15 protein-coding genes are annotated in these 13,747 nt (G+C 67.9%); 6 read left to right on the top strand and 9 right to left on the bottom strand.

What is annotated here, in order from left to right; translation table 11 throughout:
- Positions 1–59 precede the first annotated feature (59 nt).
- The 3 genes from Aple_RS22240 to Aple_RS22230 form a co-directional block, all read right to left on the bottom strand.
- Positions 60–1,649: an ABC transporter permease gene (locus Aple_RS22240; RefSeq protein WP_155346592.1), complete on the bottom strand. Its 1,590-nt coding sequence runs from the start codon at positions 1,647–1,649 to the stop codon at positions 60–62.
- Positions 1,646–2,539, bottom strand: a complete 894-nt coding sequence (locus Aple_RS22235) for an ABC transporter ATP-binding protein (RefSeq protein ID WP_155346591.1) — start codon at positions 2,537–2,539, stop codon at positions 1,646–1,648. The genes Aple_RS22240 and Aple_RS22235 overlap by 4 nt, the downstream gene beginning before the upstream one ends.
- Before the next feature lie 107 nt (positions 2,540–2,646).
- Positions 2,647–3,936 (bottom strand): ArsB/NhaD family transporter, encoded by a 1,290-nt coding sequence (locus Aple_RS22230; RefSeq protein WP_155346590.1) that lies wholly within the window; start codon positions 3,934–3,936, stop codon positions 2,647–2,649.
- A gap of 77 nt (positions 3,937–4,013) precedes the next feature.
- On the opposite strand from Aple_RS22230, the gene Aple_RS22225 reads away from it, so the two are divergent.
- Genes Aple_RS22225 through Aple_RS22215 form a run of 3 tightly spaced genes read left to right on the top strand, consistent with a single transcriptional unit; the run spans position 4,014 to position 6,680 of the window.
- The gene (locus Aple_RS22225) at positions 4,014–4,538 is read left to right on the top strand and encodes a hypothetical protein (protein ID WP_155346589.1); all 525 of its coding nucleotides are present in this window, start codon (positions 4,014–4,016) and stop codon (positions 4,536–4,538) included.
- Between the two features lie 55 nt (positions 4,539–4,593).
- The gene (locus tag Aple_RS22220) at positions 4,594–5,280 is read left to right on the top strand and encodes a response regulator transcription factor (protein WP_155346588.1); all 687 of its coding nucleotides are present in this window, start codon (positions 4,594–4,596) and stop codon (positions 5,278–5,280) included.
- Positions 5,277–6,680 (top strand): sensor histidine kinase, encoded by a 1,404-nt coding sequence (locus tag Aple_RS22215; RefSeq protein WP_155346587.1) that lies wholly within the window; start codon positions 5,277–5,279, stop codon positions 6,678–6,680. Before Aple_RS22220 ends, Aple_RS22215 begins: the two co-directional genes overlap by 4 nt.
- A 2-nt stretch (positions 6,681–6,682) precedes the next feature.
- On the opposite strand, the gene Aple_RS22210 is transcribed toward Aple_RS22215, so the two are convergent.
- The 3 genes from Aple_RS22210 to Aple_RS22200 all read right to left on the bottom strand — a co-directional run bounded on the left by Aple_RS22210 (position 6,683) and on the right by Aple_RS22200 (position 9,743).
- Complete coding sequence (locus Aple_RS22210; protein ID WP_155346586.1) at positions 6,683–7,567, bottom strand: hypothetical protein; 885 nt, start codon at positions 7,565–7,567, stop codon at positions 6,683–6,685.
- Positions 7,568–7,709: 142 nt separating this feature from the next.
- Positions 7,710–8,204 carry a carboxymuconolactone decarboxylase family protein gene (locus tag Aple_RS22205; protein WP_246264691.1) on the bottom strand — a complete coding sequence of 165 codons (495 nt, stop codon included), beginning with the start codon at positions 8,202–8,204 and terminating at the stop codon, positions 7,710–7,712.
- A 327-nt stretch (positions 8,205–8,531) separates the two neighbouring features.
- A complete protein-coding gene (locus tag Aple_RS22200; protein WP_155346584.1) occupies positions 8,532–9,743 on the bottom strand; it encodes a cellulose-binding domain-containing protein in 1,212 nt (403 codons plus the stop codon).
- Between the two features lie 188 nt (positions 9,744–9,931).
- Here Aple_RS22200 and Aple_RS22195 point away from each other — a divergent pair, with 188 nt between their 5' ends.
- Together Aple_RS22195 and Aple_RS22190 are read left to right on the top strand one after the other, a co-directional pair.
- Entirely contained in the window at positions 9,932–10,147 is a 216-nt protein-coding gene (locus tag Aple_RS22195) for a type II toxin-antitoxin system VapB family antitoxin (RefSeq protein ID WP_155346583.1), read from the top strand.
- Positions 10,144–10,566: a PIN domain nuclease gene (locus tag Aple_RS22190; RefSeq protein ID WP_155346582.1), complete on the top strand. Its 423-nt coding sequence runs from the start codon at positions 10,144–10,146 to the stop codon at positions 10,564–10,566. The genes Aple_RS22195 and Aple_RS22190 overlap by 4 nt, the downstream gene beginning before the upstream one ends.
- A 14-nt stretch (positions 10,567–10,580) precedes the next feature.
- Here Aple_RS22190 and Aple_RS22185 read toward each other — a convergent pair whose 3' ends face one another.
- The 3 genes from Aple_RS22185 to Aple_RS22175 form a co-directional block, all read right to left on the bottom strand.
- Positions 10,581–11,555, bottom strand: coding sequence for a zinc-binding alcohol dehydrogenase family protein (locus Aple_RS22185; protein WP_155346581.1), 975 nt, complete (start codon positions 11,553–11,555; stop codon positions 10,581–10,583).
- Positions 11,556–11,611: 56 nt separating this feature from the next.
- Positions 11,612–12,286: a haloacid dehalogenase type II gene (locus tag Aple_RS22180; RefSeq protein WP_155346580.1), complete on the bottom strand. Its 675-nt coding sequence runs from the start codon at positions 12,284–12,286 to the stop codon at positions 11,612–11,614.
- Between the two features lie 122 nt (positions 12,287–12,408).
- Positions 12,409–12,957 carry a TetR/AcrR family transcriptional regulator gene (locus Aple_RS22175; protein ID WP_155346579.1) on the bottom strand — a complete coding sequence of 183 codons (549 nt, stop codon included), beginning with the start codon at positions 12,955–12,957 and terminating at the stop codon, positions 12,409–12,411.
- A gap of 53 nt (positions 12,958–13,010) precedes the next feature.
- Between Aple_RS22175 and Aple_RS22170 the strand changes: the two genes are divergently transcribed.
- Positions 13,011–13,724 carry an MBL fold metallo-hydrolase gene (locus tag Aple_RS22170; protein ID WP_155346578.1) on the top strand — a complete coding sequence of 238 codons (714 nt, stop codon included), beginning with the start codon at positions 13,011–13,013 and terminating at the stop codon, positions 13,722–13,724.
- Positions 13,725–13,747: the final 23 nt, after the last annotated feature.

Genomic DNA, 13,747 nt, shown 5'->3' with positions numbered 1-13,747 from the left:
GGCGTTTCTTGACGCGTTCTTGACGCCCCGGGATCGATCACCCCAGCCGTGGCGGCGGCTCAGCCGGCTTGCAGATCCCGGCGGCCGAATCCGGCGACACCAGCGGCGATCAAGACGGCGGTGGCGAGGCAGAGCCACACGAACGGCATCGCGGCCGCCGTCCCGCCCGGGAGCGCGGGGACGTGCGCGAACGGGGAGAACCCGCGGATGGTCTCGTCGATCTGGAGCAGCTCCCCGAGCTGGCCGAGCAGGACGAAGGCGACCAGCAACGCCCACGCGACGGCGGTCATCCGAGGCAGGAGCCCGAACAGCAGGACGGTGATACCGGCCACCACCCACACGGCGGGGACCTGGGCGAGAGCGGCGCCGGCGATGCGCGTCGCCTGCGTCGCGGGTTCGCCGATGCGCAGGCCGTGGGCGAGACCGGCGGCCAGCCCGGCGATGAGGAGGATCAGCGCCGATCCGGCCAGGGCGAAGGCCACATGGCCGGCGAGCCAGCGCCAGCGCGGCACCGAGGCGGCCAGCACCGGTTCGGCGCGCCCGATCGTCTCCTCCGCGCGTGGCCGCAAGGCCGCTTGCACGGCGTAGCCGCTGGCCACCAGGGCGAACACGCCAAGCTGGGTAGCGAAGAAGGTGTCAACCAGAACGCCCGAGCCGCCGAGCCGGGCGAGCATCTCGGCGATCTGGGGGTTGTCCGCGACGATGTCTCCCACGCTGGCCGCCAGCGAACCGAACACCCCGCCGACCACGGCGAACGCCGCGGCCCAGCCGAACAGCAGGCCCCGCTGCAGCCGCCAGGCGAGCGCGAGTGGCGACCTCAGGGACGCGGGCGCGGCGGCAGGTCCGCGGCGGGACGGCAGCAGTCCCGCGCCGATGTCGCGCCGCCGTGCCAGCAGATCGGCCGCCGCCACCAGGAGGACGGCGACGGCGGCGCACACGGCCAGCAGCCACCAGCGTTCGCCGGCGAAGGCCCGCATCCGCTGGGCCCAGCCCAGCGGCGACAGCCAGGACACAGCCTCGGCTCCGGCCGCGTCCCCGGCCGAGCGGAGCAGGAAGAACAGGCCCAGGACGGCGAGGGCGAGGGCGTTGGCGGTGCGGGCGTTGGCGGTGAGCTGCGCGGTCACCACCGCGATCCCGGTGAAGACCAGGCCCACGCCGGCCACGATCCCGGCGAAGGCGACCGATCCGGCCAGCGGCAGCCCCTGCCCGGCCAGGCCCGCCACCAACAGCAGCGCGGCGAGGAGGTTGGCCAGGCCGGTGACGATCACGGCGGCGGCGGGAATCGCGTACCGGCCGATCGGTGCGGCGCCGATGAGTTCGGCCCGGCCGCCCTCCTCCTCGGCGCGGGTGTGCCGGGTCACCAGCATGATGCTCATGAGACCGGCCAGCACCGTGGCGATGGTCGTGGCCCGCCAGGCGGTCAGCCCGCCGACCGAGGCGGGATCGAAGACGGGCCCGGTGAGGGCCTGGAGCGCGGGGTTGGCCATGATGGTGGCGCCCAGGGCCAGGCGCTGCCCGACGTCGGGATAGAGCTCGGCGATGGCGGAGGCGGTCGAGACCGGGATGGCGACGATCACCAGGATCCAGATGGGCAGCAGCAGGCGGTCGCGACGCAGCGCGAGCCGGACGAGAACGCCGGTTCCGATCATGACGCGCTCACCTGGTAGTGGCGCAGGAACAGCTGCTCCAGCGTGGGCGGCTGGCAGGTGAGGCTGCGCAGGCCCGCCTGGGTGATCAGCCGCATGACGCCGTCGAGGTGTTCGGCGTCGACCTCGAAGCTCACCCGGTTGCCGTTGACGGCGAGGCCGTACACGCCGGGCCGGTCGGTGAGGGAGGGAAGTTCTTCCAGCTCGGCGGTGATCGAGGTTCGGGTCAGGTGCCGCAGCTGCGTCAGTGTCCCGGTCTCCACAGCGCGTCCCGCGCGGATGATGGTGACGCGGTCGCAGAGGGCTTCGACCTCGGTGAGGATGTGGCTGGACAGCAGCACGGTGCGACCGGCGGCGTGCTCCTCGGCGACGCATTCGCGGAACACGGCCTCCATGAGCGGGTCCAGGCCCGCGGTGGGTTCGTCGAGCAGCAGCAGTTCGACGTCGGAGGACAGCGCCGCGATCAGCGCGACTTTCTGCCGGTTGCCTTTGGAGTACGCGCGGCCCTTCTTGGTCGGGTCGAAGTCGAAGCGGTCGATCAAGGTGGCGCGTCGCCGTGGATCTATCCCGCCGCGTAACCGGGCGAGCAGGTCGATGGCCTCGCCGCCGGACAGGGTCGGCCAGAGCGTCACGTCGCCGGGGACGTAGGCGAGCCGTCGGTGCAGGGCGACCGCGTCCCGCCACGGGTCGGAGCCGAGGATCTCGGCGTGGCCGGAGTCGCCGCGCAGGAGCCCCAGCAGGACGCGAAGGGCGGTGGTCTTCCCGGCACCGTTGGGACCGAGGAAGCCGTGCACCTCACCGGTCCGTACTTCGAGGTCGAGGCCGTCGAGGGCGGGAACGTGACCGAACCGCTTGGTGAGGCCGTTGATGAGCACGGCGAACTCTGACGACATGGGAGGCTCCCGAAGCCGATCGGATAGGACATTTGCCGACCAGGCTTCCCGGCGCACCGCAATTGACGTTACTCCCCGTGGGTGGGCGACGCCAGACTACGAGGCCATCAGGTGAGATAGCGCAGCCACAGGTACGGCGTCACCAGGGCCACGGTGACGACGGTGACGATCAAGCCGTACTTGGTGAATTGCCAGAAGCTGATCGGGTGGTGGTTGCGGGCGGCGATGCCGAGGATGACCACGTTGGCGGCGGCGCCTACGGCGGTTGCGTTGCCGCCGAGGTCGGCGCCGAAGGCGAGGGCCCACCACAGGACCTGGGCGTGCTCGCCGCCGTTGGCCTGGACCAGGTCGGACACGATGGGGCTCATCGTCGCCACGTACGGAATGTTGTCCACGATCGCCGACAGGCCGGTCGAGGCCCACAGGAGCACCATCGTGGTCAGGCCGAGGCGGCCGTCGGTGGCTTCGACGGCGAGTTGGGACACCTGGCGGATGGCGCCGGTTTCGACCAGGGCGCCGACCATCACGAACAGGCCCATGAAGAAGACCAGCGTCTCCCATTCGACTTCTTCGATGGCCTGCTCGGTGGTCACCTTGGTGGCGGCCACCAGGATTCCCGCGCCCAGGATCGCGACCACCGACGGCTCGTAGCGCAGCACCGGATGGAGCACGAAGGCGGCCATGACCACGCCCAGCACGGCCAGGCTCTGCCACAGCAGCTGCCGGTCGGCGATCGCCTCCCGCTCGTCGAGGAGCATGATCTCGGCGGCGCGGTCGGGATCGTAGCGGAACACCTCGCGGAACATCACCCGGCACAGGCCGAGGAACACGATCACCAGCAGGATGACCATGGGCGCCATGTGGACCAGGAAGTCGTTGAACGACAGGCCGCCACGGCTGGCGATGATGATGTTGGGCGGATCGCCGACCAGGGTGGCCGTGCCGCCGATGTTGGCGGCCATCGCCTCGGCGATCAGGTACGGCACCACCGGCAGCGCCAGCCGCGCGCACACGAGGAACGTCACCGGCGCGACCAGCAGCACGGTGGTCACGTTGTCCAGCAACGCCGACGCGCCCGCTGTGATCAGCACGAGCAGCACCATCAGCCGGTACGGCCTGCCCCGCGCCCGCTTGGCGGCCCAGATCGCCAGATACTCAAACACACCCGTGCGTTTGAGCACGTTGACGATGACCATCATGCCGAGCAGCAGGAAGATGACGTTCCAGTCGACGCCGCTCTCCTCGGAGAAGAACGCGGCCTCGGCGTCGGTGGCATGGATCAGCAGCATGATCGCCGCTCCGCCGAGCGCGGCGGCCACCCGGTGGATGCGCTCGGTGGCGATCAGCGTGTACGCACCGAGGAAGACCGCCACCGTCAGCCAGGTGAGCGCCGTCACAAGAATCTCAGGTTCTTGCCAAGAAGCATCCCTATCGTCCTGCGCGCTAGGTTTCGCACACACGAAAGGGTTAACCCATGCGGCGACGCACCCTCATTCCCGCTGCCCTGGGCGCGACTCTGATCGGCGCGACGCTGATCAGCGCCTCTCCCGCCTCCGCCACGACCGGCGGCACCTGCGAAAAGGCCGCCTGGATCGGCCAGGTCCAGGGCAGACCGCACGCCCTCAGTGCCCACTCCCGCAGTGGTGACTACTTCTGGCACGACAAGTACGGTTTCCACCTGCGCGTCACCCAGAAGCGCGCCAAGGCCCAGTCCTACTCGGGGACGATCACCTCGAACACCCCGATCGTCGGCTTCAAGTGGGTCAAGCTCGAGAAGCAGGACAAAGTCGAGCTGTCGGCCGACAAGCTCACGATCACCTTCACGGTCGTGAACCACGGCCTGATCGACGGCTTCAACTTCAAGACCTCCTGCGCCGACAGCCTCACGGTCTCCGACCTGAAGATCAACGGCAACGCGCTGCCGACCGGCAAGGTCTACCTGGGCAAGTACCGCCAGCACCCGGCCTCGATTCCGTTCACAGTGCACCGTAAGGCCTAATATGCCAGGTCCGGCCGTGGTCCCCGTATGATGCCCGGCCGGAGGAGGAAAGCAGATGGGCGCACACCGGATCCTGGTGGTGGACGACGACCCGGCGATCCTGCGCGTGCTCCGGCGGGGCCTCACTCTGGAGGGTTTCACTGTTGAGGCCGCGGGGAGCGGCCATGCCGCGCTGGAGATCGCCGATCGGGTCGACGCCATCGTCCTGGATGTGTCGATGCCTCGCTTGTCGGGCATCGAGGTGTGCGCCGAACTGCGGCGCCGCGGTTCCGAGGTGCCGATTCTGATGTTGTCGGCCCTGGACGAGGTGGCCGACCGGGTGGCCGGCCTGTCGGCCGGGGCTGACGACTACATGGTCAAGCCCTTCGACCTGACCGAGCTTGCGCTGCGGCTTCGAGCGCTGCTGCGCAGGTCCGGCGCCACGAGCGCGGGGGGCTCGGCCGTACGGGTCGGTGACCTGGTCCTGAACACGGACGGCCGCGACGCTGTCATCGGCGGCCGGGCGCTGGCCCTGACCAGGCGCGAGTTCGACCTGCTCGAAGTGCTGGCCAGGAACGCCGGGATCGTCCTGTCCCGCGAGGTTCTGCTGGAACGTGTCTGGGGTTACGACTTCGCGGTCACCCACAACGCGGTCGAGACGTTCATCGGCTACCTGCGCCGCAAGCTGGAGGCCGACGGCGAGCCGCGCATCCTGGAGACGGTCAGGGGAGTGGGTTACGTCCTGCGGGGCCGTCCGTCATGAGGCTGTCGACCCGGTTCGCGCTGTGCCTGGCCGTCATGGTTCCGCTGTTGGTCGGCCTGTCGGGGTTGCTGATCATCCGCCTGTCGATCGACGACCTGCGTGCCGAACGGGACCTGCGGCTGGCCCAGCGCATGCAGTCCCTCCAACCCCTCGCTTTGGTGTACTCCCAGCGCGAGGCCGCCCCCACGCGAGCGGCCAGGATCCGCGTCACACCGACGGCCATCGGCGAGGAGGGCGTCTACGTGGCCCCCGCCAGGGGCACCCCGCTGATCATGGGTACCGTCCCGGAGTCCCTGCCCGCGTCGGCGCCCGGCCCCGCGACTTCGCCGGACGGCGCCTGGCGCTACGTGAGCACCCCCCTGGGCGTCAATGGCAGACGGGGCCGGCTTTGGGTCTTCGAACAGGAGGCCCCGCTGGCCGGTCGGATCTCCCACATGTACCGCCAGCACCTGATCGTGACGCTGATCGCCCTGGCGGTCGGTGCGACGACGGGCCTGGCCCTCGGCCGTTTCGCGCTGCGCCCGCTCACGCGCCTGACGAAGGACGCGGCGGCGGTGGACGTACGCGCCGGGGAAGGCCGCCTGACCCGCAACTCCCGTGTGCCGGAGATCGACGAGCTGGCGGGCCTGGTCAACGGGCTGCTGGACCGCCGCGACAGGGCCGTTCACCGTACCGCCGAAGCCCTGGAGACGGCCCGCGCCTTCGCCGCGACCGCCGCCCATGAGCTGCGCACCCCGTTGACGAGCATGGGCGCCAATATCGCCCTGCTGGGTTATCCCAACCTGCCGCCGGAGGATCGCGTGGAGGTCATCCGCGACCTGGCTGGCGAGCAGGCGCGCGTGGAACGCCTGATCACGATGCTGAGGCAGCTGGCCAGGGGCGAGCTCATGGAACCCGACTCCCTGAAGGAGGTCGACCTGGCGTCCCTGAGCGGAATGGCCGTAGACGAGGCCACCCGCCGCCACCCCCACGCACGGATCGTCGCCCACCTTCCCGACCATGCGATCGTCCGAGGCTGGGCCGAGGGCCTGCGCATGATCGTCGACAACCTCCTGGAAAACGCGGCCGTCCACGGTGTCGGCCCTCAGGGCACCGTACGCATCGACCTGATGGTGAAGGTGGAGGGCACCTTCGCGCTCCTGCGCGTGGCGGACGACGGTCCCGGCATGCCGTTGGAGCTCCACCAGCAGGCCTTCAACCGCTTCAGCCGCCGCGTCGGCAGCCCCGGCTCTGGCCTGGGCCTGACCTTGATCCACCAGCAGGTCGTCCTGCACGGCGGCAAGGTGCAGATCGAACCCCCCGGAGTGGGTTTGTCGGTGTTGGTGCAACTCCCCATCTCCTGGCGCCCGGACGGCCCCAGCGATGGTCTGTCCTGGTTGTCGGCACACCAGAAACTCTGACGTCACAGACGTCGCAGGCAGGTGGTGCCGGGGTACCAGTCGATGCTGGACAGGGTGTCCGTCGTGCCCGATGGGCAGCGCTGCGCGCTGACGCTTCCCACGATCTTGGCCCAGGCGCTCTTGGAGCGGCAGCCGACCTCGTCGAGGCCGCCCACGACGGTCCGCCAGCCGGGCACCCCGCCTTCGAAACTCGCCGGTTTGCGGACGCAGATGCCCTTGGCGTACTGCGCGCCCGGGGTTTCGACGTCGTAGCCCTCGCTGGTGCAGATGACGGGTTTGGTCGGGTGGTCGCGGCGGTTGGTGTAGTGGTTGTCGAGGAAGCCGTCGGCGTCCTTGCACTGGGACTTCTTCTTGTAGAAGTTCCAGATCTTGCCCGGGCCGTACCGGTCGTGGCAGGGGCGTTCCTGGGGGTCGGTGTCCTTGGTGTCGGACGGCTCGGCGATGTAGACGCAGTCGCCCGGGCGCAGGATGCCGCCGCCCTTGCCCGGATCGCCCGGATGCGGCGCGGCGAGGTTACGCACGCAGGCGGTCCGCCCGGCGGGCACCTCAGGACCGTGCCGCAGCCCGTCGGTCTCCGCGGGGCAGTCGGCGGTCACGGCGATGATCCGTGACTTCGCCTGGGCGTCCTCGCAGGGCACGACGGAGACGACACCGGGCGAGGAGTTCACGGTGTACGCCGCGTTCAGGCACTGTCCCTTGGCCACGGTCTGTACGACAGGCGATGCGACCGGCGTCTGGACGGACGGTGACACGGGAGAGGGCGTCGAGACCGCACCTGCGGGGGAGGCACGATCGTCGTCCCCACCGTTGACGATCATTACCACGATCACCGCGACGAGCACGGCGATGATCGCTGTCAGCACCGCGATCAAGCGGCGATTCGCCATTCAGCGCCCCCTTGGCCGACACCTGACCGATCACGGCGACCGATGCGGCCGCCACGGCCTGACCGAACCGATCGATTCGATCAAGGCAGCAGATCAAGTGTTGACCAGACAGCGCGAACCGACAACGGCCACCCGGATGCCGTTACGATTTGCGCTGGGATTCGGCCAGTAAGGCGAGATAGCCGTCGGAGACGATGCGCTTGGCCCGGGCCGCGTAGGATTCAGGGTCGTCCGGGGCGATCGTGCCCAGCCCGTCGACGTAGCGGTTGAACATGCAGAACGCCGCCGCGATCAGGACGGTGTCGTGGATCTCCACATCGGTCGCGCCCGCTTCCTGCGCGGCGGTGACGAGCCGGTCCGTAACCCGCAGCCCGCCCTGCTGTACGGCTGCCGCGATGCCCAGCAGCGCCCGCAGCTTGGGCGAGATCGGCGCGCCTCCCACGTCCTCGCGGACCTGCTCGACCAGCGCCATCCCACCCTCCAGCTGCGCCGCCGCGTACGCCGCGTGCGAGGAGAAGCAGTAACGGCACTCGTTCAGCGCCGACACGTACGCCGCGATCAGCTCACGTTCCCCTCGCGTCAAGGTGTTGTCCGCGCGCAGCAACGCCTCGACCAGCTCGTTCAGCGGCCGAGCCATCTCCGGACGAAACCTGAAAAGTCCCCGGATTCCCGGCTCGTCAGACACCAGGGTGATGTGCGGCATGGGCTGTGCCTCCCTCGGCTCGAGAACACTCCGAACGCAGAATTCGCGATCACCTCCACCCCGTCAACATTTTTCGCCGTATAGAGCAACAAGTCGTAACTGCAGCCGGGCCGTGCCCGCCCACTCGACGGTAATCTTCGGCCTATCCTCGCGATGGGGAATTCGGATGTGCGGGGTCGGCGGCGGAGTCTGAGGCGTCACGCCGACCAAGGCGGGACCTTGGTCGGCGTGTCGCGAAAGGGCAGGGCCCAAGCCGCTGTCCTAGATGCTGTAGCGGTTCTTGAGGTGCCGCCACCAGTCACGCAGCATCCACTTGTCGAACTCGGTGATCTGCGATGCCGAGCCCGCCTTCATGATGAAGCCGCCCACCCCGGTCGGGGTCCAGTCGTAGAAGTCGTCGAGCCCGTAGCCATGTCCTATCTCATGTAACAGGATGTGGATGTTGGCCGAGCCGAGCGCGTTGACGTAGTACTCGCTGCCGATCCGTTGGCCCCAGTCGCCTCCCGCGCCGCCGGACATCCCGGCCGTCAGCCAGAGTGACATGTCATAGTGATGACTCGCCCCGCCTGGGCAGCCCGAGTAGTTGCCGTCCTGGTGGAAGAAGCGCCCGCAGGGCGGCGCGCACTGCGGAGCGTTCTCGTTGATGTCGTTGACGTAGATGTCGACGGAGTTGTCCGTCCACTGCAGCTGCGCCCTGTTGCGTACGGCCCAGCCCACGACCTTCACGTTGACTGTCGGGTACGGCCAGCCGTTCCAGCCGGCGAGCTGGTCGACCCACTTCTGGAACATGCGGATCAGGTTGGCGTGGATCTGGTCGCGCAGCGCCGCGGTTACGTTCGCGCCGGAGTCCCATCGCACGCAGTAGTTGATGTTGCCCCGCCCGGCCATGATCTGGTCCCAGATGTAGTTCCTGAAGCCGTACAGGTTGGGGTAAGTGGACTCGACGTGGCTCCACACCTGGTTAAGCGGCTGGACCAGGTTGCTCGGCGGGTTCCACACGTTCCCTGGAGGCGGCGAGGGGCTTGGGGTAGGCGTCGGGGTCGGGGTCGGGGTCGGGGTAGCGGTGGGGGTCGAGCCGGTGCAGGTCACCCCGTTGACGGTGAACGACGAGGGCTTCGGGTTGGAGCCGGTCCAGGTGCCGTTGAAGCCGATGGAGGTGGACGCGCCGGTCCCGAGGGCGCCGTTGTAGTCCTGGTTGGTCGCGGTGACGTTTGCGCCCGACTGTGACCAGTTCGCCGACCAGCCCTGAGTCACCGTCTGCCCGGCCGAGAGCGCGAACCGCAGCGTCCAGCCGTTCCAGGCGTCGCCCAGGTTCTTGACGGTCACACTGGCCGTGAAGCCGCCAGTGCCGGGCCCCGAGTTCCAGTCGTTGGTCGTGTACGTGACGCCGCATGCGACCGCGGCCGCCGCAGATGTGGCCGTGGCGACCACGGTGGTCGCGGCCAGCATTAAGATCGCCAGAATCCATCTCATGGCCGAAAAGGTATGCGCGCTGAGTATGTTCGTATAGTCGCCCAATTAATCAATGACCTGCGGCCTGGGCATACGCTAAAGGTTTTCTGTAACTTTCACACTGCGGGCTGTCATCCACCGCTCCACGTTTTCATCTGGGTATCTCGGCCGATATCATTGATGTAGTACTTGATATACGGGAGGCGTCGATGAGTCGTACGGTGATCGACCTGGATGATGATCTGGTCGCGGAGGTGGCCAAGGCGCTGGGGACCCGTACGAAGAAGGAGACCGTGAACAGCGCTCTGCGGGAAGTGCTGGAAAATCGGCGCCGGGCGCTGGCGCTCGCCCGGTTGCGTGAGGCCGCTGCCGAGGGAGCCTTCGATCTTGGGATCTTCGAGGACAAGAGGGGCTATCGCAGGTGAATCCGGCACAGTTCCTGATCGATACCAGTGCCCTGGCCCGGCTCATGCGTGGTGATGCCGAGCAATACGGCTGGGACCAGGCGGCGGCCGCTGGCCTGATCGCGGTTTGCCCCATTACCGAACTCGAATTCTTCTTCAGCGCTCGTTCGATCGCGGATCGTATCCGGGGGATCGAGGACATGCGGTCGCTGTTCGGCTGGGTCCCGGTCGACGATCGTGCCTACGACCGGGCGTGGGAGGTCCAAGGCGCACTGACCAGGCGCGGGCAGCACCGAAGTGCCGAGGCGGTGGACCTGGTCATCGCCGCCACGGCGGAACTGCGGGGCCTGACCCTGCTACATCGCGACCAGGACTTCGAATGCATCGCGGCCGTAACCGGACAAGCACTCCAGTGGTACGGACCCCCGGCCGGCAAGTGAACGGCACGCATGCTTCACTCGTGGACGACCACCATCTTGCCCCTGGCCGTACCGGCTTCCATGACGCGATGAGCCTCGCGGATCTCTTCGAAGCCGAACACGCGCGAGGGCTTGGCCCGCAGGCGACCGGCCGCCACCCGTTCGGCGATCGCTTGGAGTGGTACGTCGGACAGCGGGAAGCCGGGGGTGCCGAAGACGAAACTGGCGAAGAAAGTGAGATAGACGCCGCTCGCCATTTGCCCCAGCGGGTTGAAGTCGGCGATCGGGTCGAGCCCGCCGAGCCATCCCGCCAGGCAGGCACGCCCGCCCCGGCGCAGCATCGCCAGCGAGTCGAGGATGGTGCTGTTCCCGATCAGGTCGAGGACGGCGTCGATCCGCTTGGCCTCAGGGATCCGCAGGGCGAGCGCCGGACCTTCCACCTCACCGCGTTCCGCACCAAGGTCTTCCAACAGGCCGAAGCGATTACGGTCCCGGGTGGTGGCAATGACCCGCGCCTCAGCGTCGACGGCGAGGCCGATCGCCGCCTGCCCGAAGGAGGAGGTGCCACCCCTGACGACCAGCGTCTGTCCCTTGGTGATCTGCAGGTTGCGGAACAGGCAGGTCCAGGCGGTGGCGTACGTCTCCGGAATGGCGGCCAACTCGGCCCACGGCAGGTCGGACTCGATGAGCGCCACGTTCGAGGCCGGAGCCCGGGTGAATTCGGCGTAACTCCCGTTGATCGTACGCCCGAGACCACCCATCAACGCGGCCACCTTGGCTCCCACGGGAAACTCCCCATCGGGACAGGCGTGCACGAGTCCAACACACTCGATACCGCTCACCGGCGCCGCCTCGGCCCACTCACCTCTACGCATATGCATCTCGGCATGGTTGAGCCCAAAAGCCTTGATCTCAATGACAACCTGTCCGGCCACAGGCTCAGGTTCCGGCAACTCCCGATACTCCAAGCACTCCGGCCCCCCGAATCTCTCGATAACGATGGCACGCATGGCGCCCCCTCCCAATGCCAAAGGTCGAGGTCCAATCGGGCCCTTGTTCCAGTAGGTCAGGCGACATCCACCTCGAAGATCTGGTCGACGACATCGGCCAGGTCGGCGCCGATGATGTCCGGACGCCGCCCAATGGGGCTGAGAACCATGCCCGGCCGCGCGATGAAGGCCGCCTTGCAGCCCGCGGCAAGCGCGCCCCACGTGTCCCACCAGTGCGCAGCCACCAGCCGCACCTCCGAGATATCAACACCGAAGGTCTTCGCGGCGGCCCGATAGGGATCAGGCAGCGGTTTGAGCTGTTTCACGCTGTCTGCCGAGATCACGGCGTCGAAATACCCGCGTATACCGCTGTTGGCGAGCTGCGCCTCGGCGACCGGACCCACAGAATTCGTCAGTGCCACCATCTTGAGTGGGCTGGTCCTCAGACGCTGGAGCGCGCCGACGACCTCAGGATGGGCGGGCAGCGAGCTCATCCGCTCGACAACCCCAGCCGCGTCCGCCGCCGAGACCGTCCTACCGTGCCGTTCGCCCAGCATCAACAACGCGGCATGCTGAGCCGTGCTGTAGTCCACATAATCACCGGTCAGCCCACCGACGAACGTGATCTGCAACATCTGCCTGAACCACTGCTCCCGAAGAGCAGCCGACCCCAGCAACACCTCGAAGGCCTCGTCGAGCACGGAGAGGTCAAGCAGACTCTCGTTGACATCAAACGCGATGACTCTGGTCATGACTGGTTCCTACCCGTATGAGCGTATTTGCCCTCGTACTCCCCTTGGAACTCTGCCCAGATGATCACGCCACTCAGCGCCGCCACGGTAGGCGACCACTTTGCGTCCGGCGACGCGTCGGATCAGCCCGGTGACGGCATGCCGACCGCAGCGATGAGCCGCGCCACCCCGAACTCCCACGCCCCGTCGACGTCGCCGCCAAGACGGAAGCTCCCGTTCAGTTCCATGCTGATGAAACCGGTCGCCCATGCCGTCAACGTGCGTGCTGCTTCGAGCGCCTCGGCTTCGCCGGCGAGGTCGGTCGCAACGCGGAGGATCGCCGCACTCGACGCGATGTTCACCTCCTCGCCCACCCTCGGCGTGCCGGGTCCCGGGGTCATCACCAGCTGGAACGCGGCCGGACGCTCCTTCCCGAACGTCCGGAGCCCGTTCAAGAGGTCCACTGCGGTCTCAGCCGGGTTCACGCGGTCTGCCAGGTCGCGTAGGGTCGCCTCGGCGACGAGACGGATGAGGTCCTCGCGGCTTTGCACGCGCTTGTAGAGCGAAGGAGCGCGCACACCGACTCGTGTGGCAACGGCCTGCATGGTGACGCCTGCCAGGCCATCCGCCTCGAGTAGGTCGCGAGCTGCGAGGACGATAGCGTCGAGCGAGGTACGGTCCGGAGTTGGCATATCCACAGTATAGCTATTGACAGTAGCCATGATGGCTATTTAGCGTAGCCATCATGAAACTTGCTCCGCACCTCCACCGCATCGGCAACGACATCGTGGCCGCGTATCTCGTCGAGGCGCCCGAGGGCGTGACCGTCGTCGATGCCGGATTGCCCGGACACTGGCGCGATCTGCTCGTTGAACTCAAGGCGATGGGGCGGTCCGTCGAGGAAGTGAGGGGCGTCATCCTCACTCATGGCGACTCCGATCATGTCGGTTTCGCCGAGCGGCTGCGGCGCGAACACGGAGTGCCGGTGTACGTGCATCCGGGTGACGCCGAGCGGGCGAAGGGCGGACCCAAGCCGAAGAATGCGAAGCAGGCGATGCGTCTTGGGCCGCTTCTCGGGTTCGTGGCCTACTCGCTCAGCAAGGGCGGAATGCGCACCACGTGGCTCACAGAGGTCATCGAAGTGCGCGACGGGGAGATCCTCGACCTGCCCGGGGCGCCGAAGATCATTGCCCTTCCCGGTCACTCTCCGGGCAGCATCGCGATCCACATCCCTGACGTCGACGCCGTGTTCGTGGGCGACGGACTGACGACGCGTCATGTCCTCACCGGAAAGCAGGGGCCACAGCCGGCTCCCTTCACCGATGCGCCCGATCAGGCGATCGCCTCGCTGCGGGCGCTGCTGGCGACCCGAGCGAAGTGGGTGCTTCCCGGGCACGGTGCCCCGTCGCGTGGCGGCGTCGAGGCTGTCGTGGCGGCGGTGGAGGCGGCGGTTCGCTGAGGTCTCCGTGCCGCACGCACGCG

Origin of the sequence: Acrocarpospora pleiomorpha (assembly GCF_009687885.1) — a bacterium.
GTDB lineage: Bacteria > Actinomycetota > Actinomycetes > Streptosporangiales > Streptosporangiaceae > Acrocarpospora > Acrocarpospora pleiomorpha.
Note: the sequence above shows the minus strand (reverse complement) of the source record. Positions and strands in the feature narration are given on the sequence as shown.

Excerpts from the sequence above, each read along its gene's own strand:
- Aple_RS22240 (WP_155346592.1), bottom strand. The coding sequence starts at position 1,649 with ATGATCGGAACCGGCGTTCTCGTCCGGCTCGCGCTGCGTCGCGACCGC.
- Aple_RS22235 (WP_155346591.1), bottom strand. The coding sequence starts at position 2,539 with ATGTCGTCAGAGTTCGCCGTGCTCATCAACGGCCTCACCAAGCGGTTC.
- Aple_RS22225 (WP_155346589.1), top strand. The coding sequence starts at position 4,014 with ATGCGGCGACGCACCCTCATTCCCGCTGCCCTGGGCGCGACTCTGATC.
- Aple_RS22220 (WP_155346588.1), top strand. The coding sequence starts at position 4,594 with ATGGGCGCACACCGGATCCTGGTGGTGGACGACGACCCGGCGATCCTG.
- Aple_RS22215 (WP_155346587.1), top strand. The coding sequence starts at position 5,277 with ATGAGGCTGTCGACCCGGTTCGCGCTGTGCCTGGCCGTCATGGTTCCG.
- Aple_RS22210 (WP_155346586.1), bottom strand. The coding sequence starts at position 7,567 with ATGGCGAATCGCCGCTTGATCGCGGTGCTGACAGCGATCATCGCCGTG.
- Aple_RS22205 (WP_246264691.1), bottom strand. The coding sequence starts at position 8,204 with ATGGCTCGGCCGCTGAACGAGCTGGTCGAGGCGTTGCTGCGCGCGGAC.
- Aple_RS22200 (WP_155346584.1), bottom strand. The coding sequence starts at position 9,743 with ATGAGATGGATTCTGGCGATCTTAATGCTGGCCGCGACCACCGTGGTC.
- Aple_RS22195 (WP_155346583.1), top strand. The coding sequence starts at position 9,932 with ATGAGTCGTACGGTGATCGACCTGGATGATGATCTGGTCGCGGAGGTG.
- Aple_RS22185 (WP_155346581.1), bottom strand. The coding sequence starts at position 11,555 with ATGCGTGCCATCGTTATCGAGAGATTCGGGGGGCCGGAGTGCTTGGAG.
- Aple_RS22180 (WP_155346580.1), bottom strand. The coding sequence starts at position 12,286 with ATGACCAGAGTCATCGCGTTTGATGTCAACGAGAGTCTGCTTGACCTC.
- Aple_RS22175 (WP_155346579.1), bottom strand. The coding sequence starts at position 12,957 with ATGCCAACTCCGGACCGTACCTCGCTCGACGCTATCGTCCTCGCAGCT.
- Aple_RS22170 (WP_155346578.1), top strand. The coding sequence starts at position 13,011 with ATGAAACTTGCTCCGCACCTCCACCGCATCGGCAACGACATCGTGGCC.